This is a genomic window from Enterobacter sp. 296B2, from assembly GCF_034106185.1.
Classification (GTDB): Bacteria; Pseudomonadota; Gammaproteobacteria; order Enterobacterales; family Enterobacteriaceae; genus Enterobacter; species Enterobacter cloacae_N.
Map to the genome: position 1 here is coordinate 180,909 of NZ_JAWNCA010000004.1, position 22,642 is coordinate 203,550.

General features: G+C 58.2%; 22 protein-coding genes. 16 read left to right on the top strand and 6 right to left on the bottom strand.

What is annotated here, in order from left to right; all coding sequences use genetic code 11:
• Positions 1-26: 26 nt before the first annotated feature.
• Positions 27-2,882 carry a bifunctional [glutamate--ammonia ligase]-adenylyl-L-tyrosine phosphorylase/[glutamate--ammonia-ligase] adenylyltransferase gene (glnE, locus tag URZ40_RS04835; RefSeq protein WP_320719901.1) on the bottom strand — a complete coding sequence of 952 codons (2,856 nt, stop codon included), beginning with the start codon at positions 2,880-2,882 and terminating at the stop codon, positions 27-29.
• Positions 2,883-2,903: 21 nt separating this feature from the next.
• Positions 2,904-4,205 carry an inorganic triphosphatase gene (locus URZ40_RS04840; RefSeq protein ID WP_320719902.1) on the bottom strand — a complete coding sequence of 434 codons (1,302 nt, stop codon included), beginning with the start codon at positions 4,203-4,205 and terminating at the stop codon, positions 2,904-2,906.
• 229 nt (positions 4,206-4,434) lie between these two features.
• Here URZ40_RS04840 and URZ40_RS04845 point away from each other — a divergent pair, with 229 nt between their 5' ends.
• Both URZ40_RS04845 and URZ40_RS04850 read left to right on the top strand, forming a co-directional pair.
• Positions 4,435-5,055, top strand: coding sequence for a TIGR04211 family SH3 domain-containing protein (locus tag URZ40_RS04845; RefSeq protein WP_028014457.1), 621 nt, complete (start codon positions 4,435-4,437; stop codon positions 5,053-5,055).
• A 61-nt stretch (positions 5,056-5,116) separates the two neighbouring features.
• Positions 5,117-6,358 carry a multifunctional CCA addition/repair protein gene (locus tag URZ40_RS04850; RefSeq protein ID WP_320719904.1) on the top strand — a complete coding sequence of 414 codons (1,242 nt, stop codon included), beginning with the start codon at positions 5,117-5,119 and terminating at the stop codon, positions 6,356-6,358.
• Positions 6,359-6,371: 13 nt separating this feature from the next.
• Here URZ40_RS04850 and bacA read toward each other — a convergent pair whose 3' ends face one another.
• Positions 6,372-7,193 carry an undecaprenyl-diphosphate phosphatase gene (bacA, locus tag URZ40_RS04855; RefSeq protein ID WP_320719906.1) on the bottom strand — a complete coding sequence of 274 codons (822 nt, stop codon included), beginning with the start codon at positions 7,191-7,193 and terminating at the stop codon, positions 6,372-6,374.
• A 105-nt stretch (positions 7,194-7,298) separates the two neighbouring features.
• The gene (gene folB, locus URZ40_RS04860) at positions 7,299-7,667 is read right to left on the bottom strand and encodes a bifunctional dihydroneopterin aldolase/7,8-dihydroneopterin epimerase (protein WP_116342110.1); all 369 of its coding nucleotides are present in this window, start codon (positions 7,665-7,667) and stop codon (positions 7,299-7,301) included.
• 107 nt (positions 7,668-7,774) lie between these two features.
• On the opposite strand from folB, the gene plsY reads away from it, so the two are divergent.
• Entirely contained in the window at positions 7,775-8,389 is a 615-nt protein-coding gene (gene plsY / locus URZ40_RS04865) for a glycerol-3-phosphate 1-O-acyltransferase PlsY (protein ID WP_061097029.1), read from the top strand.
• Positions 8,390-8,482: 93 nt separating this feature from the next.
• Positions 8,483-9,949 carry an MFS transporter gene (locus URZ40_RS04870; protein WP_320719909.1) on the top strand — a complete coding sequence of 489 codons (1,467 nt, stop codon included), beginning with the start codon at positions 8,483-8,485 and terminating at the stop codon, positions 9,947-9,949.
• Positions 9,950-9,990: 41 nt separating this feature from the next.
• Here URZ40_RS04870 and URZ40_RS04875 read toward each other — a convergent pair whose 3' ends face one another.
• Positions 9,991-10,413 (bottom strand): transcriptional regulator, SarA/Rot family, encoded by a 423-nt coding sequence (locus tag URZ40_RS04875; protein ID WP_320719910.1) that lies wholly within the window; start codon positions 10,411-10,413, stop codon positions 9,991-9,993.
• A gap of 142 nt (positions 10,414-10,555) precedes the next feature.
• Here URZ40_RS04875 and URZ40_RS04880 point away from each other — a divergent pair, with 142 nt between their 5' ends.
• The 9 genes from URZ40_RS04880 (at position 10,556) to ureG (ending at position 17,192) form a co-directional block, all read left to right on the top strand.
• On the top strand, positions 10,556-11,569 hold the full coding sequence (locus URZ40_RS04880) for an alpha/beta hydrolase (protein WP_320719911.1): 1,014 nt from the start codon (positions 10,556-10,558) through the stop codon (positions 11,567-11,569).
• Positions 11,570-11,706: 137 nt separating this feature from the next.
• Positions 11,707-12,534 carry an urease accessory protein UreD gene (locus URZ40_RS04885; RefSeq protein ID WP_320719912.1) on the top strand — a complete coding sequence of 276 codons (828 nt, stop codon included), beginning with the start codon at positions 11,707-11,709 and terminating at the stop codon, positions 12,532-12,534.
• A gap of 10 nt (positions 12,535-12,544) precedes the next feature.
• The gene (locus URZ40_RS04890; protein ID WP_006811999.1) at positions 12,545-12,847 is read left to right on the top strand and encodes an urease subunit gamma; all 303 of its coding nucleotides are present in this window, start codon (positions 12,545-12,547) and stop codon (positions 12,845-12,847) included.
• A gap of 10 nt (positions 12,848-12,857) precedes the next feature.
• Positions 12,858-13,172, top strand: a complete 315-nt coding sequence (locus URZ40_RS04895) for an urease subunit beta (protein ID WP_320719913.1) — start codon at positions 12,858-12,860, stop codon at positions 13,170-13,172.
• Positions 13,165-14,868 (top strand): urease subunit alpha, encoded by a 1,704-nt coding sequence (ureC, locus tag URZ40_RS04900; protein ID WP_320719914.1) that lies wholly within the window; start codon positions 13,165-13,167, stop codon positions 14,866-14,868. The genes URZ40_RS04895 and ureC overlap by 8 nt, the downstream gene beginning before the upstream one ends.
• Positions 14,869-14,877: 9 nt before the next feature.
• A complete protein-coding gene (gene ureE / locus URZ40_RS04905) occupies positions 14,878-15,342 on the top strand; it encodes an urease accessory protein UreE (protein WP_116342125.1) in 465 nt (154 codons plus the stop codon).
• Positions 15,343-15,351: 9 nt separating this feature from the next.
• The gene (locus URZ40_RS04910; protein ID WP_320719915.1) at positions 15,352-15,891 is read left to right on the top strand and encodes a HupE/UreJ family protein; all 540 of its coding nucleotides are present in this window, start codon (positions 15,352-15,354) and stop codon (positions 15,889-15,891) included.
• A complete protein-coding gene (locus URZ40_RS04915; protein ID WP_320719916.1) occupies positions 15,891-16,565 on the top strand; it encodes an urease accessory protein UreF in 675 nt (224 codons plus the stop codon). Before URZ40_RS04910 ends, URZ40_RS04915 begins: the two co-directional genes overlap by 1 nt.
• Before the next feature lie 9 nt (positions 16,566-16,574).
• Positions 16,575-17,192 carry an urease accessory protein UreG gene (ureG, locus tag URZ40_RS04920; RefSeq protein WP_320719917.1) on the top strand — a complete coding sequence of 206 codons (618 nt, stop codon included), beginning with the start codon at positions 16,575-16,577 and terminating at the stop codon, positions 17,190-17,192.
• Between the two features lie 48 nt (positions 17,193-17,240).
• Here the strand turns inward: ureG and tsaD are convergent, their stop codons facing one another.
• Complete coding sequence (gene tsaD, locus URZ40_RS04925) at positions 17,241-18,254, bottom strand: tRNA (adenosine(37)-N6)-threonylcarbamoyltransferase complex transferase subunit TsaD (RefSeq protein WP_024906472.1); 1,014 nt, start codon at positions 18,252-18,254, stop codon at positions 17,241-17,243.
• 236 nt (positions 18,255-18,490) lie between these two features.
• On the opposite strand from tsaD, the gene rpsU reads away from it, so the two are divergent.
• From rpsU to rpoD, 3 genes are all read left to right on the top strand, one after another.
• Positions 18,491-18,706, top strand: coding sequence for a 30S ribosomal protein S21 (gene rpsU, locus URZ40_RS04930; protein WP_001144069.1), 216 nt, complete (start codon positions 18,491-18,493; stop codon positions 18,704-18,706).
• A 115-nt stretch (positions 18,707-18,821) separates the two neighbouring features.
• Complete coding sequence (dnaG, locus tag URZ40_RS04935; RefSeq protein WP_192982747.1) at positions 18,822-20,567, top strand: DNA primase; 1,746 nt, start codon at positions 18,822-18,824, stop codon at positions 20,565-20,567.
• Between the two features lie 165 nt (positions 20,568-20,732).
• Positions 20,733-22,577 (top strand): RNA polymerase sigma factor RpoD, encoded by a 1,845-nt coding sequence (rpoD, locus tag URZ40_RS04940; RefSeq protein ID WP_028014473.1) that lies wholly within the window; start codon positions 20,733-20,735, stop codon positions 22,575-22,577.
• Positions 22,578-22,642 lie beyond the last annotated feature (65 nt).

The window sequence follows — 22,642 nt, forward strand, 5'->3', positions numbered from 1 at the left end:
AGATTCACAATTTGCGCGCGATAATATCACACTTGATTTGTTACGCACGGTTCCACCAGCCACTTCTGCCAGCTGGCCGTTACCTGAGCACGTTCATGAGCAAAACTGTCCAGCGCCACGTGCCCCGGCTGCTCCTGCAATGCCAGGTGATGAAGCTCATCGCGCAGCGTGGTGTAGGCACGGGTTAAGGCCTGGGCCTCCTGCTCGTCCATGATGTCGTTTTGCGCCAGCAGCTCCAGAATGCGCACATTATCGGACCAGCGCGTCAGCTTCGGCTTGTCGTGGGCGTGCAGCAGCACCAGGTACTGAGTGATAAACTCAATATCGGTAATCCCGCCCTCATCGGCTTTAATATCAAAGCGATCGCGGTGTTTATTCCCGAGGTGCGCGCGCATTTTCTCGCGCATTTCGCGCACTTCCGTTTGCAGCGTGCTGCCATCACGCATGGTGGTCATAACTTCCTTGCGGATGACGTCAAACTGCGTTTTGAGCTGCGGATCGCCATAGACCACGCGAGCGCGCACCAGCGCCTGATGCTCCCACGTCCAGGCTTCATTCTTCTGATAATCGGCAAACGCGTCCGTTGAGGTTACCAGCATACCCGCCGCGCCGGACGGGCGCAGGCGCGCATCCACTTCATACAGAATCCCCGACGAGGTGCGGGTGCTGAACAGGTGCATGATGCGCTGGGCCAGGCGCAGATAGAACTGACGCCCGTCAATCTCGCGCTCGCCGTCGGTCATCACGTCCGCCGGGCAGTCGTGCAGGAAAATTAAATCCAGATCGGAGCTATAGCCCAGCTCCCAGCCGCCCAGCTTGCCGTAACCAACCACCGCAAACCCTCGCCCCTTACGGTCAGCAAGGTGTTTCGGCTGGCCGTAGCGCGCCACCATCTGCACCCACGCCTGATGGACAACCGCATCAATAATCGCTTCCGCCAGCCAGGTTAAGTGATCGCTCACTTTCATCACCGGCAGCGTACCGGCGATGTCCGCCGCTGCAACGCGCAGCATCTGGGCCTGCTTAAACTGACGCAGCGCCTCCAGTTGTTGCTCTTCGTCCTCTTCCGGCACGCGCAGCAGATACTGGCGCAGCTCGTCCCGGTAGGCGTCCGTCGCCGTTGGCTGATACAGCGTGTTCGGGTCGAGCAGTTCATCCAGCAGCAGCGGGTAGCGCGCCAGCTTGTTGGCCACCATCGGCGACGCGGCGCAGAGGGAAATCAGATGCTTCAGCGCTCCCGGAAATTCGCTCAGCAGCTCAAGATAGGTGGTGCGCGTGATAATCCCGCTCAGCAGCGGCATCATGCGCGACAGCGGCACCGGCGCGTCCTCACGCGAGCAGACCTCGCTCAGCAGGTGCGGCATCAGATGATCCAGCACCTGACGACCGCGCGGGCCGATCGCGCGCTTGTTCAGCTCCAGACGGAAATCGGCAATTAAGGCCACCACGCGATGGCGGGCATCGTCGCTTAAGTGCGCCAGCACCGGCGTGGTGTCATCTTCCTGAAGCGCGTCCTGCCACAGTTCGCGCCAGTGCTCGGAGAGCGCATCGTCCGGCGATTCACTTTCGTCGTCGCCGATCAGATCGTTAAAGATGCGGCGCACGCCTGCCATATGGGCATCCAGCCGTTCGGTCAACGTTGACCAGTCGTCCACGCGCATACCCCAGGCCAGACGCGCCCGGTTAAGGTCATCGCCCGGCAGGGTCTGGGTCTGTTCGTCGTTGATGCTCTGCAGCAGGTTTTCCAGACGGCGCAGGAACAGATAGGCCTCGCGCAGGGTTTGCGCGTCGCCGTCCGGCAGCAGGTGCAGTTGCTCAATGGCGCTCAGCGTCGGCAGCAGCGAGCGGGACTGCAGCGACGGCTCGCGCCCGCCGCGGATCAGCTGGAAGACCTGAACGATAAATTCGATTTCGCGGATGCCGCCCGCGCCAAGCTTGATATTGTCCTTCAGCCCACGGCGGCGCACCTCGCGGGCGATCATCCCTTTCATATTTCGCAGAGACTGGATCACGCTGAAGTCGATGTAGCGGCGGAAAACAAACGGGCGCAGCATGGCACGCAGCTCGTTGGCGTAAGCGTCGTCGCTGTCGCCCATGATCCGCGCTTTGACCATCGCGTAACGTTCCCAGTCGCGTCCCTGCTCCTGGTAATAATCTTCCAGCGCGGCGAAGCTCAGCACCAGCGGACCGCTGTCGCCAAACGGGCGCAGGCGCATGTCCACACGGTAGACGAAGCCGTCCTGCGTCGGCTGGTCCAGCGCCTTAATCAGACGCTGACCAAGGCGGGTAAAGAACTGGGCGTTGTCCAGCTCGCGACGCCCGCCGCGCGTGGAGCCGTTCTCCGGCCAGGCAAAGATCAGATCGATGTCGGAGGAGAAGTTCAGCTCGCAGCCACCCAGCTTGCCCATTCCCAGAATTAACAGCGGTTGCGGCCCCCCTTCTTCGCTACACGGCGTGCCCCATTCTTTACAGCAGGCAGCGTAGAGCCAGTCCCGCGCGGCGACGATCAGCGTCTGCGCCAGCTCGCTCAGCTGCTGCAAGGTGCTCTCTTCGCTCACCAGCTCCAGCGCCTGCGCCCAGGCAATGCGCACCATTACCCGGCGGCGGAACTGACGCAGAAGGCGCATCAGCATGGCCTCATCCGTTACATCTGCCAGCGCGGTTTGCAGCCAGCTGGTATAATGCCGCCACTCGTCAGCCTGCGGCGGCGCGCTTTCAAGCTCCGCCAGCCATTCCGGGTTAGCGCTGACGCTTTCCTGCACAAAATCACTGAACGTGAGCACGCTTTTCGCCTGCTCGCTTAACGATGACGCGGGTAACGACTCGGGCAGACGTTCGCAAACGGTCTGCCAGTGCTGCTGTAACTGCGAAGAAAGCGGCATATCAGGGGTTCCTTGCCAGAATTAACGTTTTCCGCTGTGCAGCCAGTACGGATCCTGCGAAATGGCCTCGTTGCGGAAATGCTCGATCTCAATCTGCTGACGGGTCTCAATGGCATGCTTAAGTCCCTGCCAGTTCTCCAGCCAGGCCTGCGCCTTCACGCCCTCATACGCACCGGACAGCAGCAACATACTGTCGATGTTACGCGCCAGACGGGGAAGCTGATCGCCATACTGGTCGCCCAGCGGGTGTGCGAAGGTGGTTCTCAACTCGGCGGCGTGGCGGGAAAGATGGATATCCGCGAAGCGTTTGAAGTTATCCGCGATTTTGGTCTGCGCTTTTGCATCCAGGAAGGTGCGCCAGCCGCGCGTCACCAGAAATTCGGTCAACGCCAGTTTTGCCGCGGCATTTTGCGGGCTGTAAAGCGCGGTTTGCGCCGATACGTCGGAAAGCAGCAGCGTCTCGGTTTGGGTCAGCAGATCGCGTAAGTGAGCGCTTGCTTTACGCGGTACGATACCGCCAAACAGCGTCAGGGTATGACGCACCAGGCCAATAGCGGCCAGCACCTGTTTTTTGGCATTTTTCACGTTACGCGCCCACAGCTCCTCGTGGTACTGCCACTGATAGAGCGCCAGCTCCAGCGCCGCTTCCATGCCCTGTTCAATGCTGGCTTTCGGCACGACGCGCAGAATAGGGGTCTCTCGCAGCACGCGTGGCGCATTTCGGGCAGCCAGGTGGTAGCCGCGCGCCGCTTTGCTCAGGCTGCCCTGACGTAACCCCGGCTGACTTACCAGCTTACGCGCCAGCTTCAGCACGTCGCTCGCCTCCCCTTCCAGAAGTTCCAGCTCCAGCTCACAGATCGGTTCCAGGCTCTCACCCGCCTTCACCTCGCCTAAATCCAGCGCGATCTCAATGCGGCTCTTGCCTTCCGTCACCAGCCATTTCTCGCGAGCGAAATCGGTGCTGAACAGCGGCTGCACCTGTGTTGCCAGCGTGGCGGGCAGTTCGCCTTCCGGCCAGACTTCCGCCGGGAAACGTTCCAGCTCAAGTTCTGGCTTACTGATGTCGATATTATATTCCGGGCGCTGATGCAAACCGCCGACCACGCGGCCGGCGATTTTCATCGTCATCTCGTAGCGCCCGTGTGCGCCGCGGATGCGCAGCCCCATATCGTGGTTGCGCAGCCAGTTGTCCGGCGTTTCGTAGTAGATGTTGAGCAACTGTACGGGTTCATGGTGCTCGCCGGAGAGCGTATTCAGATGCTGACGGAGCGCGTCAACGCTGTCTTTTTCGACGATAAATTTTAATTCGATTTCCTGAGCCATAGCCTTGTACTTTTGCGGGCGTCACAGACGCGTCAATGAGGGCGAACTTCCTCGCCATTTGTTTGTCAGTACATAGTATTTTGCGCCAAATTGCCATGCAATGAGCAATTTGTCGGGCGTAAATGTGTAGAGTCGTGACACAGATGATTCTGATTGCTGACGAATGCTTTGCGTAGAGACACTGTTGCCACTACTATCGTTCCACTTTTTATGAAAATAACGACTAATGATGCTTAAATTACGCCTGATTGGACTTACTTTACTCGCTTTTAGCGCCGCAACCGCAGTGCACGCTGAAGAGAAGCGTTACGTTTCTGACGAACTGAACACCTGGGTACGCAGTGGCCCCGGAGATAATTATCGCCTCGTGGGTACGGTGAATGCCGGCGAGGAAGTCACCCTGTTACAGACCAACGCGGAGACCAATTACGGTCAGGTTCGCGACAGTTCCGGCCGTACCTCCTGGATCCCGATGAAAGAGCTGAGCACCGTGCCAAGCCTGCGCACCCGCGTGCCGGACCTGGAAAACCAGGTGAAGACGCTGACCGACAAGCTGAACAACATCGACGGGACCTGGAACCAGCGCACCGCCGAAATGCAGCAGAAAGTGGCGCAGAGCGACGGCGTGATCAACGGTCTTAAAGAAGAGAATCAAAAGCTCAAAAACGAGTTGATCGTCGCGCAGAAAAAAGTGAACGCCGCGAACCTGCAGCTTGATGACAAACAGCGCACCATTATCATGCAGTGGTTTATGTATGGCGGCGGCGTACTGGGCGTAGGTCTGGTGCTGGGCCTGGTCCTGCCGCATCTGATCCCAAGCCGTAAGCGTAAAGACCGCTGGATGAACTAATTCGTCTTCTCTGCCAGACTTACGTATTATCTTGCGAAAAGAGAAAACGGGAGTGTTGGGCGTGAAGAGTTATCTGGTCGGTGGTGCGGTACGTGATGCGTTGTTAGGTCTGCCGGTCAAAGATAAAGACTGGGTGGTGGTGGGTGCCACCCCGGAAGAGATGCTCGACGCGGGCTACCAGCAGGTAGGCCGCGATTTTCCCGTGTTTCTGCACCCGAAAAGCCGGGAAGAGTACGCCCTGGCGCGTACCGAGCGGAAATCCGGTTCCGGCTATACGGGCTTCACCTGCTACGCCGCGCCGGATGTGACGCTCGAGCAGGATTTGCTTCGCCGCGATCTCACCATTAACGCCCTGGCCCAGGACGAAAACGGCCATATCATTGACGCCTACGGCGGGCAGGATGACCTGCGCGACCGTCTTTTGCGTCACGTCTCCCCGGCATTTTCTGAAGATCCGCTCCGCGTTCTGCGCGTGGCGCGTTTTGCCGCGCGTTACGCCCATCTGAGCTTCCGTATTGCCGATGAGACGATGGCGTTGATGACGGCCATGACCGAGGCGGGAGAACTGGAACACCTGACGCCGGAGCGCGTCTGGAAAGAGACGGAAAATGCCCTCACCACCCGCAACCCGCAGGTCTTTTTCCAGGTCCTGCGCGACTGCGGCGCGCTGAAGGTGCTGTTCCCGGAAATCGACGCGCTGTTTGGCGTCCCCGCGCCGGCGAAATGGCACCCGGAAATTGATACCGGCGTGCACACGCTGATGACCCTGAGCATGGCCGCCATGCTCAGCCCTGACGTGGACGTGCGTTTTTCCACCCTGTGCCACGATCTCGGCAAAGGCTTAACGCCGAAAGAGTTCTGGCCACGCCACCATGGTCACGGCCCGGCAGGAGTGAAGCTGGTCGAGGGACTATGTCTGCGCCTGCGCGTGCCGAACGAGATCCGTGACCTGGCGAAACTGGTGGCCGAGTTCCATGACCTGATCCACACCTTCCCGATCCTGAAGCCCGCCACCATCGTGAAGCTTTTCGATAATATCGACGCCTGGCGCAAGCCGCAGCGCGTCGAGCAGATTGCGTTGACCAGTGAAGCCGACGTTCGCGGCCGTACCGGGTTTGAAGCGTCCGATTACCCGCAGGGGCGTTTGCTGCGCGAAGCGTGGGAAGTCGCAAAAGCGGTGCCAACGAAAAATGTGGTTGAGGCAGGGTTTAAAGGCCCGGAGATCCGCGAGGAGCTGACGAAACGCCGGATTGATGCAGTAGCGGCGTGGAAGGAAAAACGTTGCCCTCAGCCGAAAGAGTGAGGGCAACCCGTCATCAGAAGAAGACCACGTACACCGCAGCGGCGACGATAAAGCGGTAGATCGCGAACGGAATGAACGAGATACGCTTAATCAGCTGCAGGAAGGTTTTGATGGCGATCAGCGCCACGATAAACGCGGTGATAAAGCCGACGGCGAACATCGGAATGTCGCCAGCCGTCAGGAAGTGATAGCTTTTATAGACATCAAGCACGGTGGCGCCCATCATCATCGGCACCGCCAGCAGGAACGAAAACTCGGAAGCCGCGTAACGGCTTACGCCCATCAGCATCCCGCCTGAAATGGTCGCACCTGAACGGGAGAAGCCCGGCCACAGCGCCAGACACTGGAAGCAGCCAATCATAAACGCCTGGCGATAGGTCATATCGTCCAGACCTTCCGCACGCGGGGTTTTTGGCTTCAGCACTTCCGCGGCAATCAGCAGGAAGCCGCCCACCACCAGCGCGTACATGACGTTAATCGGGTTAAACAGCGATTTAATGATGTCGTGGAATACCAGCCCCAGCACCACCGCCGGGACCATCCCGAGCAGGATATGAATCAGCGTCAGGCGGCCTTTGCCCTCACCTTCGCGATGCGGCAGCCGGCCAAAATGAATGCCGATCAGGCCAAACAGACGGCGCCAGAACATCACCACCACCGCCAGAATCGAGCCCAGCTGAATCACCACCTCAAACGTCTTTGCGGTATCGCCTTCAAAGCCCAGCAGATGGCCAACGATAATCATATGGCCCGTACTGGAAACCGGCAAAAACTCCGTCAATCCTTCGACCACACCCAGTATTGCCGCCACCAGCAGCGAGTGCATATCGCTCATCTATAAACCCCTAAAAAAGATATAAAAAACGGTGTCCACGCGGACAACCGTGAAAGATACAGCCTTAAGACCGATATAACCTAAAATGGTTTAGCAATTATGACGTTAAATCTTCCCTTTCAGATTTGTGCCACGCTCGATAATCACGCCCACATTGGCCGCGCGCGCGACCGCACCCGGCTTGCTCAGCTTGATGCGTACCCACGGTGAGTTGAATTTGGTCAGCAGCAGTTCCGCCACCTCCTCCGCCACGCGTTCCACCAGCGCAAAACGTTGTCCTTCCACGTGGCCGATGACCGCTTCGCTGATGTCGGCATAGCTCAGACAGTCATTCACGTCATCGCTTTTTGCCGATTTGCGGTTATCCCATCCCATTTCGATATCGAACACCAGTTTCTGCTCGATGGTCTGTTCCCAGTCGTAAACACCAATTGTGGTGATTACCGAAAGTTGCTCTATAAATACAATATCCATCACGACCTGCCTGCTTTTTGGCTAAACCGGATACCACTTCCGGCGAATTATGCGTATTATCCACAGATGCTGAGAATACAGATACATTTTCAAAACGGAACAGCGTTATGAGTGCAATCGCGCCTGGAATGATCCTCCTCGCCTATCTTTGCGGCTCAATCTCCAGCGCCATTCTGGTCTGCCGCATTGCCGGGTTACCTGACCCGCGTGAAAGTGGTTCCGGGAATCCGGGAGCGACCAACGTGCTTCGAATTGGCGGCAAGGGAGCAGCCGTAGCGGTTTTGATTTTTGATGTTCTGAAAGGGATGCTACCCGTCTGGGGCGCCTATGCGCTGGGCGTTACGCCTTTCTGGCTCGGTCTTATCGCCATCGCCGCCTGCGTCGGCCATATCTGGCCCGTTTTCTTTGGTTTTAAAGGCGGAAAAGGCGTTGCGACGGCCTTCGGTGCGATTGCACCTATCGGCTGGGATCTCACCGGCGTAATGGCCGGGACGTGGCTGCTCACCATTCTTCTGAGCGGCTACTCGTCGCTGGGCGCTATCGTCAGCGCGCTGATCGCTCCGTTCTATGTCTGGTGGTTCAAACCCCAGTTCACCTTCCCGGTGTCAATGCTCTCCTGCCTGATCCTGCTGCGCCATCACGACAATATTCAGCGCCTGTGGCGTCGTCAGGAAACCAAGATCTGGACTAAGCTCAAGCGCAAGAAGAAAGACGCTAAATAAAGCGTTCGTTATGCCTTATAACCAAATGTGATTTTGGTCACCTTCTGCCTGTGGTAACTGTTAGAGACACAACACAACCACACAAAAAGAAAAATGGCAGAAATCACAGATTCAACTCCCCTTTCAACGGCAGGGATCCCCTCTGACGGCGACATTCAGTGGGTGCGCAGTGCATCGGATGTATCCCGTCTCGTTAATGACGGCTCACAGGGCCGGGCCAACGCCCGTATTGTGGTGGGTATCGCGCTGGGCGGGATTTTCCTCGACGCCTACGATCTGGGCGCGCTGGCGTTCGGCATTAAAGACATCACCCGCGAATTTAACCTGACGCCCGCCGGTACCGGTATGGTGGCTTCGGCCATTACCTTTGGCGCTATCGTCGGGGCGCTGCTCGGCGGTTACCTCACGGATAAAATCGGGCGCTACCGCGTTTTTATGGCTGATATGGTGTTCTTCGTAGTGGCAGCCATCGCCTGCGCGCTGGCCCCGAACGAATATGTGCTCGCGGGCGCCCGCTTCGTGATGGGGCTCGGCGTGGGGATCGATCTTCCCGTGGCGATGGCGTTCCTGAGTGAGTTCGCCAGGCTGAAAGGCCCGGGAAATAAGGCCTCCAGCGTCGCGATGTGGTGCCCCACCTGGTATGCCGCCATCAGCGTCTCCTACCTGTTGGTGCTGTTCTTCTACGCCGCGCTGCCGGAAAGCCACAGCGACTGGCTGTGGCGTTTGATTCTCGGCTTTGGCGCGGTGCCCGCGCTGGTGATTATCGCCATCCGCAGCCGCTATATGAGCGAATCTCCGGTCTGGGCGGCGAATCAGGGCAACCTGAAGGAGGCGGCGTCGATTTTACGCCAGTCCTATAACATCAATGCCCACGTGCCGCAGGATGCGCTCAGCCAGCCTGCACCTGTGGTGAATAAAGCGAAATGGTCGAACTATCTGAACCTGTTCCGCGGCATATACCTACGCCGCACGACGCTCGCCACGCTGCTTTCCGTCGTCTCGTCGTTTGCCTATAACGCCGTGGCGTTTGGCCTGCCGGTGATCATCTCCAGCTTCTTTGTGCAGTCGATGCTCACCACCATTCTCATTTCACTGGTGCTTAACCTGCTGTTTGCCTTCGTCGGCGGACTGCTGGCGGTACGCTACGTGCCGCGCTTCGGTGCCTGGCGGATGTCGCTGGCGGGTTACGCCTGCCAGCTTGTGGCGCTGCTGGGCCTGGCGCTGATTGGCCGCCCTGAAGGCGCTTCTGAAGGCGTGCTTGCCGTCGCGATGCTGGCGCTGTTCCTGTTCGGTCAGGGATTTGGCCCGGGCGCGCATACCATGACGTTCGCCTCGCTGAGCTACCCGACCTCGCTGCGCGGCGTGGGCGTAGGCCTCAACCAGACGCTGATGCGCAGCAGCTCCACGCTGTCGCTGTTCCTGTTCCCGCTGCTGGTTGCGTCTCTCGACACTGCCGTGTTCTGGGTGATTGCGCTGGCGCCGTTTATCGGCCTGGCGTCGCTGCTGGCGATCCGCTGGGAGCCGTCCAGCTATGACGTGGATGCGGAGGACTACCGGTAGCGACACATCGCTTCGGTGGGTTCACCCCCACCGAAGGGTTTTTATAAATCGTCGAGCAGCGTCCGGGAGAGTTTTTTTAGCATCTCAAGCTCATCATCACTCATCCGCATGCTGCAGCGAATCTGGTCCGGCAGCGCCATCACCCGTTTTTTTAGTTCTTTCGCCTTATCGGTCAGTACGACATTTTTCATCCTTTCATCCCCCACAACCGCGATACGGTTGAGGAATCCCTTTGCCTCAAGCTTCTGAACCAGCGGGGTCAATGTGCCTGAATCAAAATAGGTCTTATCGCTGAGATCGCGAAGCGGGATGTTGTCTTTCTCATAAAGCGCCATCAAAACAACAAATTGCGGATAGGTCAGATCCATCTCCTGCAGCAGGGGGCGGTACTGGCGCACGAAGGCATTGGTTACCGAGTACAGCGAGAAACACAGCAAATCATCTAATGTTTTGTTTTCTTTCATTTTTCTATCAACCTGAATCTGTTGTCTAAAAAAAATTATAAATAATGTTTGACCAAAAGTATCTTGTGCGCAAGTATTACATCAACAACTAAATAGCACACTACTTATATGTCTAATCAAATACGTTAAAAGAGGTATCACCATGAAAACATTAACCGCCATTCTCGTTTCTTCCGTCTTCGCGTCAGCAGCGGCATCCGCCCAAACCATCAATACTCCGGCCCCGACCGCAGGCGTACAGGCGTTTCTTAATGTCCTGAACTCTGGCAAAGGGAAACCGATGGAACAGATGACCCCGCAGGAGGCCCGCCAGGTACTGATCGGCGCACAACAAGGTGCCAAACTGCCGCCCGCTCAGGTTTCTGAGAAAACGATCCAGGTAAATGGCCAGGCCATAAAACTGAAAATAGTGAAACCTGAAAACGCCAGCGGCGCGCTCCCCGTCTTTATGTTCTTCCACGGTGGCGGTTGGGTGCTGGGTGATTACCCAACCCACGAACGCTTGATCCGCGATCTGGTTCGCGCATCAGGCGCCGCTGCGGTTTACGTCGATTACACTCCGTCACCTGAAGCCCATTTCCCGGTAGCAATCAATCAGGCCTATGAGGCGACAAAATGGGTAGCCGAGCACGGCCAGGAAATCGGCGTGGACGGTAGCCGTCTGGGTCTGGTGGGTAACAGCGTGGGCGGCAACATGGTGGCTTCCGTGGCGCTGCAGGCCAAACAGTTCAATGGGCCAAAGATTCGCTACAACGTGATGCTCTGGCCGGTTACCGATGCGAAATTTGATACTGCCTCGTATAACCAGTTCGAAAATGGCTATTTCCTGTCAAAAAACATGATGAAATGGTTCTGGGATAACTACACCACCAGCGCTGCCGATCGCAACAATATCCTTGCCTCTCCGCTTCGCGCCACGAGTGCACAGTTGAAAGGCTTCCCGGAAACGCTGATTCAGACAGCTGAGCTGGACGTTCTGCGGGATGAAGGTGAAGCATTCGGGCGTAAACTGGATGCAGCTGGCGTCCCGGTGACCGTCACGCGCTATAACGGCATGATCCACGACTACGGCCTGCTTAACCCGCTGAGCCAGGAGCCGACGGTTAAAGTCGCCCTTGAGCAGGCAGGTGCAGCATTGCATGACCACCTGAAATAGGATCGTCATGCTTCACGCTGAGCACGGCCCCGGGCCGTGCTTTTTTATTTCCTCTATCCATAAGCGACTCATATGACAGCCTTCATTTCCGCCAGGGCATACTGAAACGACCCCGATGGTGAGCAGATGGATGCAGCATGTTAGCAGCTCAGGTCACTGATAATACGTATAAAGGCTGGCAGGCGTCGCTTGCCCTGCAGTTTTGTCACGCCCCTGAGAAAACCCTCCTGCACTCCGCTCACCACGTCGGGCCGCTTACGGTTCAGCGGCCGTTTTACCCTGAAGGGGAAACGTGCCACCTTTACCTGCTGCACCCGCCCGGCGGCGTCGTGGGGGGCGATACGCTGGACATTTCCGTTCGGCTCGATGCCAAAAGCCACGCGCTTATCACCATGCCCGGCGCCAGCAAGTTCTACCGCAGCCGCGGCCCGCAGGCGCGTCTGAGCCAGCACTTTTACCTTGATAACGACGCCACGCTGGAGTGGCTGCCGCAGGACACCATTATCTTCCCCGGCGCGAACGCCGCGCTGCGCTCCGTTTTTCACCTGAAGGCCTCCAGCACGCTGCTGGCGTGGGAGCTGTACTGTCTGGGTCGCCCGGTTATCGGTGAGACCTTCAGCCACGGCACGATGGAGAGCCGCCTTGAAATCTGGGTCGACGACGAGCCGCGCCTGATTGAGCGCCAGCATCTTAGCAACGGCGATCTCACGCCCGTCGCAGGACATCCATGGATCGGCACGCTGCTGTTCTATCCGGCCCGGGAAGAACATCTCGACACGGTGCGCGCGCTGCTCGCCCCGCTGGAAAATTATGCCGGGGCAACGCTTACCGATGACCTGCTGTCGGTGCGTTTTCTCTCCCACGACAACCTGATTTGCCAGCGGGTGATGCGCGACATCTGGCAGTCGCTTCGCCCGCTTCTCACAACCAAAACCGCCTGTTCGCCGCGCATCTGGCAGACATAAGAGAAACGTTATGGAACTGACTCCCAGAGAAAAAGACAAGCTGTTGCTGTTCACCGCCGCGCTGGTTGCCGAACGCCGCCTCGCGCGCGGGGTAAAGCTCAACTATCCGGAATCGGTCGCGCTGATCAGCGCCTTCATTATGGAAGGCGCCCGCGATGGCGAAACCGTCGCCTCGCTGATGGAGGCGGGCCGCCACGTCCTGAGGCGCGATCAGGTGATGGAGGGCGTCCCGGAAATGATCCCGGATATTCAGGTGGAAGCCACCTTCCCGGACGGTTCCAAGCTCGTCACCGTCCACAACCCGATCGTCTAAGGAGCGCGTGATGATCCCAGGTGAATATCAGATCCAGCCCGGCACTATTGCGATCAATGTCGGGCGAGAAACCCAAAGCGTAATTGTTGAAAACCACGGCGACAGGCCGATCCAGGTCGGCTCGCACTACCACTTTTACGAGGTCAACCCGGCGCTGAAGTTTGACCGGGAAACCACCAGAGGCTATCGGCTGAACATCCCGGCGGGCACTGCCGTGCGCTTCGAACCCGGCCAGAAGCGGGAAGTGACGCTGGTTCAGGTGACGGGCGCGCAGCGCATTTTTGGCTTTCGCGGCGAGGTGATGGGCGAGGTGAAACATGGCTGACATTTCACGCCAGGCCTATGCCGACATGTTCGGCCCCACCACCGGCGATAAGGTCCGGCTTGCGGACAGCGAGCTGTGGATCGAAGTGGAGGACGATCTCACGATCTACGGCGAAGAGGTCAAATTCGGCGGCGGGAAGGTGATCCGCGACGGCATGGGCCAGGGACAGATGACCGCGGACGGCTGCGTGGATCTGGTTCTCACCAATGCGCTGATCGTCGATCACTGGGGGATCGTGAAGGCCGATATCGGCGTGAAGAACGGAAGGATCTTTGCCGTCGGTAAAGCCGGGAACCCGGACATTCAGCCTGGCGTGACGATCCCGATTGGCGCGGCAACGGAAGTGATTGCCGCCGAGGGGAAGATCGTCACTGCTGGCGGGATCGACACCCACATCCACTGGATCTGCCCACAGCAGGCGGAAGAGGCGCTGGTCTCCGGCGTCACCACCATGATCGGCGGCGGCACCGGACCGGCGGCGGGCACCAACGCCACCACCTGTACACCGGGGCCGTGGTATATCGCCCGCATGCTGCAGGCTGCCGATACGCTGCCGGTGAATATCGGCCTGCTCGGCAAAGGTAACGGCTCCAACCCGGATGCCCTGCGCGAGCAGATTGCCGCGGGCGCCATCGGGCTGAAGATCCACGAAGACTGGGGCGCGACGCCTGCGGCGATCAACTGCTCGCTGGAAGTCGCGGAAGAAATGGATATTCAGGTGGCGCTGCACAGCGACACGCTGAACGAGTCCGGGTTTGTCGAAGACACGCTGGCGGCTATCGCCGGGCGCACCATCCACACCTTCCACACCGAAGGCGCGGGCGGCGGTCACGCGCCGGATATTATCACCGCCTGCGCGCACCCGAATATTCTGCCCTCCTCCACCAACCCGACCCTGCCCTACACGGTGAACACCATCGACGAGCATCTCGACATGCTGATGGTCTGCCATCACCTCGATCCGGATATCGCCGAGGACGTGGCGTTTGCCGAATCGCGCATTCGCCGGGAAACCATCGCCGCTGAAGACGTGCTGCACGACATCGGCGCGTTCTCGCTCACCTCGTCAGATTCGCAGGCCATGGGCCGCGTCGGGGAAGTGATTATCCGCACCTGGCAGGTGGCGCACCGCATGAAGGTCCAGCGCGGCGCGCTGCCGGAAGAGACGGGCGAGAACGATAACTTCCGCGTGAAGCGCTATGTCGCCAAGTACACCATTAACCCGGCGCTCACCCACGGCATCGCCCACGAAGTCGGTTCGATTGAGGCGAGCAAGCTTGCGGATCTGGTGGTCTGGTCCCCGGCGTTCTTCGGCGTCAAGCCCGCCACCATCGTCAAGGGCGGGATGATCGCCTGTGCGCCAATGGGTGATATCAACGCCTCGATCCCTACGCCGCAGCCGGTGCATTACCGTCCGATGTTTGGATCGCTGGGCGCCGCGCGCCACGCCACACGGCTGACGTTTATCTCGCAGGCCGCCAGTGCGAACGGCATCCCGCAGCAGCTCAACCTGCAGAGCGCCACCGCGGTAGTGAAAGGCTGCCGGACGGTGAAAAAGGCGGACATGATCCACAACGGCCTGCAGCCGAACATCACCGTCGACTCGCAAACCTATGAGGTGCGCGTCGACGGCGAACTGATAACCAGCGAACCGGCCGACGTTCTGCCGATGGCGCAACGCTATTTCCTGTTTTGAGGAGTAATGATGATCTATTTAACCCAACGTCTGGACCATGCGCACCCGATCACCGCCAGCGTCACGCTGCCGATTGACGTGCGGGTGAAAAGCCGTGCACGCGTGTCGCTGAACGACGGCCGCGAAGCCGGGCTGATGCTGCCGCGCGGCCTGCTGCTGCGCGGGGGCGACCTGCTGACCACCGACGACGGCAGTGAGGTGATCGAAGTGATCGCAGCGGCTGAGTCCGTCTCCGTGGTGCGCTGCGCCGACCCGTTCCTGCTGGCCCGCGCCTGCTACCACCTGGGCAACCGCCACGTGCCGCTGCAGGTCATGCCCGGCGAGCTTCGCTATCACCACGACCACGTTCTCGACAACATGCTGCGCCAGTTCGGGCTGGACGTTACCTACGCCAGCCTGCCATTTGAACCGGAAGCGGGCGCGTACGCCAGCGATGCCCACAGCCACAGCCATTCTCACGCTCATTCACATTAAGGACTCCTCATGCGCAAGTATTTACCGCTGTTTCTGCTGGCCGTTTCCGTACCGGCGCTCGCCCATCCCGGCCACGGTGCCGACAGCTTTCAGGCCGGCTTTCTCCACCCGCTAACCGGGCTCGATCACCTGCTGATGCTGGCAGGCGCCGGCGTGCTCTCGGCGCTGAGCGGCCGCAAACTCCTGCTGCCGTTTGCCACCCTCGGCATGATGCTCGTTGGCGCCATTGCGGGCAGCCTGCTCGGCGGCTTCAGCGGCATGGAGATGCTGATTATCGCCTCGCTGGCGGTATCCGGCGTGATGATGTTTAAAACTGAAAACCGTCTGCTGCTGGCGGTGCCTGCCCTGGCGATGTTCCACGGCTGGGCGCACGGCGTGGAGATGTCCGGCCACAACTTCTGGCTCTTCACCAGCGGCTTTATGTTCGCCAGCGCCACGGTGCTGTGCGCCAGTTTCGCCGCAGGGCTGCTGCTTCGCCGTCACGACGGCCTGCGTAAAACCTTCGGCGGCGGGCTGATCGTCTCCGCCCTGCTGGCGCTGATGAGCTGATGGAGCATGCCCGCCAGAGGCTGCGCCTGATGCAGCTCTCCAGCAGCAGCCTGCCGGTCGGGTCGTTTACCTGGTCGCAGGGGCTGGAGTGGTCCGTTGAGGCGGGCTGGGTAACCGACGCCGGGGCCTTTAAATGCTGGCAAATTCAGCAGATGGAGCAGAACTTTTTCTGCGTCGATCTGCCGCTGTTTATCCGTCTTTATCAGGCCTGTGAGCGTAGCGATCTTACAAGTGCAAAACGCTGGACGGCATACCTTCTCGCCTGCCGGGAAACGCGCGAGCTGCGCGAAGAGGAGCGCAACCGCGGGGCGGCCTTTACCCGGCTGGTTAAAAGCTGGGAGCCGGACTGCCCGGCAGAGTGGCTGTCGCTGTTTGCGCAGAGCCAGCTCTGCGGCATGGCGTGGCTTGGCGTTCGCTGGGGCATTGGCGCGCATGAGCTGTCGCTGAGCCTCGGCTACAGCTGGATTGAGAGCGCGGTGATGGCGGGCGTCAAGCTGGTTCCCTTCGGACAGCAGGCCGCGCAGCAGCTGATTATCGAGCTGAGCGACCACTACGCCGCTGGTTTTGAACAGGCATTTTTACGTCGCGACGACGCACTGGGGGCAGCAACGCCGCTCTCCGCCATCGCCTCCGCGCGCCACGAAACCCAATATTCACGACTATTCCGTTCCTGAGGAGTCAACATGGCTGATTACAAACATCCCCTGCGCGTGGGCGTGGGTGGCCCGGTAGGGTCGGGAAAAACCGCGCTGCTGGAAGCGCTCTGCAAGGCAATGCGCGACACGTATCACCTGGCGGTGGTGACCAACGATATCTACACCAAAGAGGATCAGCGCATCCTCACCGAGGCGGGCGCGCTGGAGCCGGAGCGCATCGTGGGCGTAGAGACGGGCGGCTGTCCGCATACTGCCATCCGCGAAGATGCCTCAATGAACCTGGCGGCGGTGGAAGCGTTGAGCGAGAAGTTCGGCAATCTGGATCTGATCTTCGTTGAAAGCGGCGGCGATAATCTGAGCGCCACCTTCAGCCCGGAGCTGGCGGATCTGACCATCTATGTGATCGACGTTGCCGAAGGGGAAAAAATTCCGCGCAAGGGCGGACCGGGGATCACCAAATCCGACTTTTTGGTGATCAACAAAACCGACCTCGCGCCGTTCGTGGGGGCGTCGCTGGAGGTGATGGAGCGCGATACTAACCGCATGCGCGGCGAGCGTCCCTGGACGTTTACCAATCTTAAAGCGGGAGACGGTTTAGCGACGATTATTGCGTTTCTGGAAGAGAAAGGGATGCTGCGGGTGTAGTCGTAAATTTCCCTCTCCCCTGTGGGGAGAGGGTCAGGGTGAGGGGGATTACGCCTCCGGCAGTTCCGCCAGCGGCCAGCGCGGACGCACGGACACGCTCAGGTCGGACGTTGCCCCCGCATTCAGGCGCACCATTCCGGCGTAAGCGATCATCGCGCCGTTATCGGTACAGAATTCCGGACGCGCATAGAACACTTCCCCGCGGCGCTTTTGCATCATCTCGGCGAGCTTCGCGCGCAGCGTGCGGTTGGCGCTGACGCCGCCCGCCATTACCAGACGCTTAAAGCCGGTCTGATCCAGCGCGCGCTTGCACTTGATCATCAGCGTGTCCACCACCGCATCTTCAAACGCGCGGGCGATATCGGCGCGGGTCTGCTCGCTGTCGTCGTTGTTGCGGATGGTATTCGCCGCGAAGGTTTTCAGCCCGGAGAAGCTGAAATCCAGCCCCGGACGGTCGGTCATCGGACGCGGGAAGACAAAGCGCCCTTCCGTTCCCTGTGACGCCATTTTCGAGAGCATCGGGCCGCCCGGGTAATCGAGACCCAGCAGCTTGGCGGTTTTGTCGAAGGCTTCACCGGCGGCATCGTCGATCGACTCGCCCAGCAGCTCGTACTTGCCAATGCCCGTTACGCTAATCAGTTGGGTATGCCCACCCGAGACCAGCAGCGCCACAAACGGGAATTCAGGCGGATTTTCTTCCAGCATAGGTGCCAGAAGGTGCCCTTCCATATGGTGAACCGGAATGGCCGGAACATCCCACGCGAAGGCCAGCGACCGGCCAACCGTCGCGCCAACCAGCAGCGCGCCGACCAGGCCCGGCCCCGCGGTATAGGCCACGGCGTCAATATCGGTTGAGCTTAATCCGGCCTCTTTCAGCGCCGCCTGAATCAGGGGAACCGTTTTACGCACGTGGTCACGAGAGGCCAGTTCCGGCACGACGCCGCCGTAGTCAGCGTGCAATTTCACCTGACTATACAGCTGGTTGGCCAGAAGCCCTTTTTCGTCGTCGTAAATGGCGATGCCGGTTTCATCGCAGGATGTTTCAATACCCAGTACACGCATGACTTGTTTTACCTCGTTTCAATACCGCGCAGTGTAGAGCCTGGGCGGGTTGATGTAAAACTTTGTTCGCCCCAGGAGGAAGGCTCGTGTATACTCTTCACCCTTATTAAAGTCCCTTTCAAAATCGCATCGGTGCTTTACAAAGCAGCAGCATTTGCAGTAAAATTCCGCACCATTTTGAAATAAGCTGGCGTTGATGCCAGCGGCAAACCGAATTTATTAAAGGTGAGAGTTACATGCCGGTAATTAAAGTACGTGAAAACGAGCCGTTCGACGTAGCACTGCGTCGCTTCAAACGTTCATGCGAGAAAGCAGGTGTTCTGGCTGAAGTTCGTCGTCGTGAGTTTTATGAAAAACCAACGACCGAACGTAAGCGCGCTAAAGCTTCCGCTGTGAAACGTCACGCGAAGAAACTGGCTCGCGAAAACGCACGCCGTACTCGTCTGTACTAATCTCTTGAGGGTCAACGCCCTCAATTGACAGACAGAGTAGTAGTCGTAAGGCCGTGCTTCCGGAAGGAATGCGCGGCTTGTTTTCGTTTATAAGTCGCTTAAATTTTTGGGGCATATGGCCGGAAGAATCCCACGCGTTTTCATCAATGACCTGCTCGCCAGAACCGACATCGTCGATCTCATCGACGCGCGGGTAAAGCTGAAAAAGCAGGGCAAGAACTACCATGCGTGCTGTCCGTTCCATAACGAAAAAACCCCCTCCTTCACCGTAAACGGTGAAAAGCAGTTTTACCATTGCTTCGGCTGTGGCGCACACGGTAATGCCGTCGATTTTTTAATGAACTACGACAAGCTCGAGTTCGTTGAAACCGTCGAAGAGCTGGCGGCGATGCATAACCTTGAAGTGCCGTATGAAGCAGGCAGTGGGCCAAGTCAGATCGAGCGCCATCAACGGCAAACGCTGTATCAACTGATGGATGGCCTGAATTCGTTTTACCAACAGTCTCTTAAGCACTCTGCGGCTGAGCCTGCGCGTCAGTATCTGAACAAGCGCGGACTGAGCGACGATGTGATTGCGCGTTTCGCTATTGGTTACGCCCCGCCCGGCTGGGACAACGTGTTAAAGCGTTTTGGCGGCAATAGCGAAGATCGTAAATCTCTCATCGACGCAGGCATGCTGGTCACCAACGACCAGGGACGAAGCTACGACCGCTTCCGTGAACGGGTAATGTTCCCGATCCGCGACAAGCGTGGCCGGGTGATTGGTTTTGGTGGTCGCGTGCTGGGTGATGCCCTGCCGAAATACCTCAACTCTCCGGAAACCGATATTTTCCATAAGGGCCGTCAGCTTTACGGTCTTTATGAGGCGCAGCAGGATAACGCGGAACCTCAGCGTCTTCTGGTCGTCGAAGGCTATATGGACGTCGTTGCGCTGGCGCAGTACGACATCAACTACGCGGTTGCGTCGCTAGGTACGTCCACCACCGCCGATCATATTCAACTGCTGTTCAGGGTGACCAACAACGTCATCTGCTGTTACGACGGTGACCGCGCTGGACGCGACGCCGCCTGGCGAGCGCTGGAAACCGCGCTGCCGTATATGACCGACGGGCGTCAGCTACGCTTTATGTTCCTGCCCGACGGTGAAGACCCGGATACGCTGGTGCGTAAAGAGGGCAAAGCGGCGTTTGAAGCGCGGATGGAGCAGGCTCAGCCGCTCTCCACGTTTTTGTTTAACAGCCTGATGCCGCAGGTTGATTTGAGTACCCCTGACGGGCGCGCGCAGCTCAGTACGCTGGCGCTGCCGTTAATCAGCCAGGTGCCCGGCGAAACGCTGCGCATCTATCTGCGTCAGGAGTTAGGCAACAAGCTCGGCATTCTGGATGACAGCCAGCTTGAACGTTTAATGCCTAAACAGGCTGAAAACGGCACGGTTCGCCCCGCGCCTCAGCTAAAACGCACAACCATGCGTATACTGATAGGGTTGCTGGTACAAAACCCCGAGCTCGCGCCGCAGGTGCCGTCGCTGGCGGGTTTGAACCACGAAAAATTGCCCGGGCTTGGCTTATTTTCAGAACTGGTCAACACGTGTTTGTCTCAACCAGGTCTGACCACCGGACAACTTTTAGAACATTATCGCGGCACAAAAGAGGCCGCTACCCTTGAAAAATTGTCGATGTGGGACGATATAGCAGATAAGGATATTGCAGAAAAAACGTTCACCGACTCGCTCAACCATATGTTTGATTCGATGCTTGAGCTGCGCCAGGAAGAGTTGATAGCTCGCGAGCGCACGCACGGCTTAAGCAGCGAAGAACGCCGGGAGCTCTGGATGATTAACCAGGAACTGGCGAAGAAATAAGTCAAAGACAACAGTATTTAACGGCTTAAGTGCCGAATATCGATCGGGAAGCCCCCGGCAGCCGCACTGAGAGGCAGCGGCAAAAATATAAGTACGCCCTCGCTTTAAAGGTTGGCAGCCCCATCGCCGACACCAATCAAACGAATTAAGTGTGGATACCGTCTTATGGAGCAAAACCCGCAGTCACAGCTGAAACTTCTTGTCCAACGCGGTAAGGAGCAAGGCTATCTGACCTATGCCGAGGTCAATGACCATCTGCCGGAAGATATCGTCGATTCAGACCAGATCGAAGACATCATCCAAATGATCAATGACATGGGCATTCAGGTGATGGAAGAAGCACCGGATGCCGATGATCTGTTGCTGGCTGAAACCTCCAACAACACTGACGAAGATGCGGAAGAAGCTGCTGCACAGGTACTGTCCAGCGTGGAATCTGAAATCGGGCGTACCACTGACCCGGTCCGCATGTACATGCGCGAAATGGGTACCGTTGAACTGTTGACCCGCGAAGGCGAAATTGACATCGCAAAACGCATCGAAGACGGGATCAACCAGGTACAGTGCTCTGTTGCCGAATACCCGGAAGCGATCACCTATCTGCTGGAGCAGTACGATCGCGTTGAAGCGGAAGAAGCGCGCCTGTCTGACCTGATCACCGGTTTTGTCGACCCGAACGCTGAAGAAGATATGGCGCCTACCGCCACTCATGTCGGTTCTGAACTGTCTCAGGAAGAGATGGATGACGACGAAGACGAAGATGAGGAAGAAGACGACGACAGCGCGGACGATGACAACAGCATCGACCCGGAACTGGCGCGTGAGAAGTTTGCCGAGCTGCGCACCCAGTACGAAGTGACGCGTGACACCATCAAAGCGAAAGGCCGCAGCCATGCCGCCGCTCAGGAAGAGATCCTGAAGCTGTCTGAAGTATTCAAACAGTTCCGCCTGGTGCCAAAACAGTTCGACTACCTGGTTAACAGCATGCGCGTGATGATGGATCGCGTACGTACCCAGGAACGCATCATCATGAAGCTGTGCGTTGAGCAGTGCAAAATGCCGAAGAAGAACTTCATCACCCTCTTCACCGGCAACGAAACCAGCGAAACCTGGTTCAACGCGGCTATCGCGATGAACAAGCCGTGGTCTGAAAAACTGCACGACGTGAAGGACGATGTTTATCGTGGTCTGCAGAAGCTGCAGCAGATTGAAGAAGAGACCGGCTTGACCATCGAGCAGGTTAAAGACATCAACCGTCGCATGTCCATCGGTGAAGCGAAAGCCCGCCGGGCCAAGAAAGAGATGGTTGAGGCGAACTTACGTCTGGTTATCTCTATCGCCAAGAAATATACCAACCGCGGTCTGCAGTTCCTGGATCTGATTCAGGAAGGCAACATCGGTCTGATGAAAGCGGTAGATAAGTTTGAATACCGTCGTGGTTACAAGTTCTCTACTTACGCGACATGGTGGATCCGTCAGGCGATTACCCGCTCTATCGCAGACCAGGCGCGCACCATCCGTATTCCGGTGCATATGATTGAGACCATCAACAAGCTCAACCGTATCTCCCGTCAGATGCTGCAGGAGATGGGCCGCGAGCCGACGCCGGAAGAGCTGGCCGAGCGCATGCTGATGCCGGAAGACAAGATCCGTAAAGTGCTGAAGATCGCCAAAGAGCCAATCTCCATGGAAACGCCAATCGGTGACGATGAAGATTCGCATCTGGGTGATTTCATCGAGGATACCACCCTCGAGCTGCCGCTGGACTCTGCGACCACCGAGAGCCTGCGTGCCGCGACGCACGACGTTCTGGCTGGCCTGACCGCCCGTGAAGCAAAAGTTCTGCGTATGCGTTTCGGCATCGATATGAATACCGACCACACGCTGGAAGAAGTGGGTAAACAGTTCGACGTTACCCGCGAACGTATCCGTCAGATCGAAGCGAAGGCGCTGCGTAAGCTGCGTCATCCAAGCCGCTCTGAAGTGCTGCGTAGCTTCCTGGACGACTAATCTGTCCTGACAGTGAAAAAGCTCCCAATCGGGAGCTTTTTTTTGTTTATTCCCTCTCCCCGTGG

Bases quoted from the DNA above. Each gene is read 5' to 3' on its own strand.
- glnE (WP_320719901.1), bottom strand. From the start codon at position 2,882: ATGCCGCTTTCTTCGCAGTTACAGCAGCACTGGCAGACCGTTTGCGAA.
- URZ40_RS04840 (WP_320719902.1), bottom strand. From the start codon at position 4,205: ATGGCTCAGGAAATCGAATTAAAATTTATCGTCGAAAAAGACAGCGTT.
- URZ40_RS04845 (WP_028014457.1), top strand. From the start codon at position 4,435: ATGCTTAAATTACGCCTGATTGGACTTACTTTACTCGCTTTTAGCGCC.
- bacA (WP_320719906.1), bottom strand. From the start codon at position 7,193: ATGAGCGATATGCACTCGCTGCTGGTGGCGGCAATACTGGGTGTGGTC.
- folB (WP_116342110.1), bottom strand. From the start codon at position 7,667: ATGGATATTGTATTTATAGAGCAACTTTCGGTAATCACCACAATTGGT.
- plsY (WP_061097029.1), top strand. From the start codon at position 7,775: ATGAGTGCAATCGCGCCTGGAATGATCCTCCTCGCCTATCTTTGCGGC.
- URZ40_RS04870 (WP_320719909.1), top strand. From the start codon at position 8,483: ATGGCAGAAATCACAGATTCAACTCCCCTTTCAACGGCAGGGATCCCC.
- URZ40_RS04875 (WP_320719910.1), bottom strand. From the start codon at position 10,413: ATGAAAGAAAACAAAACATTAGATGATTTGCTGTGTTTCTCGCTGTAC.
- URZ40_RS04880 (WP_320719911.1), top strand. From the start codon at position 10,556: ATGAAAACATTAACCGCCATTCTCGTTTCTTCCGTCTTCGCGTCAGCA.
- URZ40_RS04885 (WP_320719912.1), top strand. From the start codon at position 11,707: ATGTTAGCAGCTCAGGTCACTGATAATACGTATAAAGGCTGGCAGGCG.
- URZ40_RS04890 (WP_006811999.1), top strand. From the start codon at position 12,545: ATGGAACTGACTCCCAGAGAAAAAGACAAGCTGTTGCTGTTCACCGCC.
- URZ40_RS04895 (WP_320719913.1), top strand. From the start codon at position 12,858: ATGATCCCAGGTGAATATCAGATCCAGCCCGGCACTATTGCGATCAAT.
- ureC (WP_320719914.1), top strand. From the start codon at position 13,165: ATGGCTGACATTTCACGCCAGGCCTATGCCGACATGTTCGGCCCCACC.
- ureE (WP_116342125.1), top strand. From the start codon at position 14,878: ATGATCTATTTAACCCAACGTCTGGACCATGCGCACCCGATCACCGCC.
- URZ40_RS04910 (WP_320719915.1), top strand. From the start codon at position 15,352: ATGCGCAAGTATTTACCGCTGTTTCTGCTGGCCGTTTCCGTACCGGCG.
- URZ40_RS04915 (WP_320719916.1), top strand. From the start codon at position 15,891: ATGGAGCATGCCCGCCAGAGGCTGCGCCTGATGCAGCTCTCCAGCAGC.
- ureG (WP_320719917.1), top strand. From the start codon at position 16,575: ATGGCTGATTACAAACATCCCCTGCGCGTGGGCGTGGGTGGCCCGGTA.
- tsaD (WP_024906472.1), bottom strand. From the start codon at position 18,254: ATGCGTGTACTGGGTATTGAAACATCCTGCGATGAAACCGGCATCGCC.
- rpsU (WP_001144069.1), top strand. From the start codon at position 18,491: ATGCCGGTAATTAAAGTACGTGAAAACGAGCCGTTCGACGTAGCACTG.
- dnaG (WP_192982747.1), top strand. From the start codon at position 18,822: ATGGCCGGAAGAATCCCACGCGTTTTCATCAATGACCTGCTCGCCAGA.
- rpoD (WP_028014473.1), top strand. From the start codon at position 20,733: ATGGAGCAAAACCCGCAGTCACAGCTGAAACTTCTTGTCCAACGCGGT.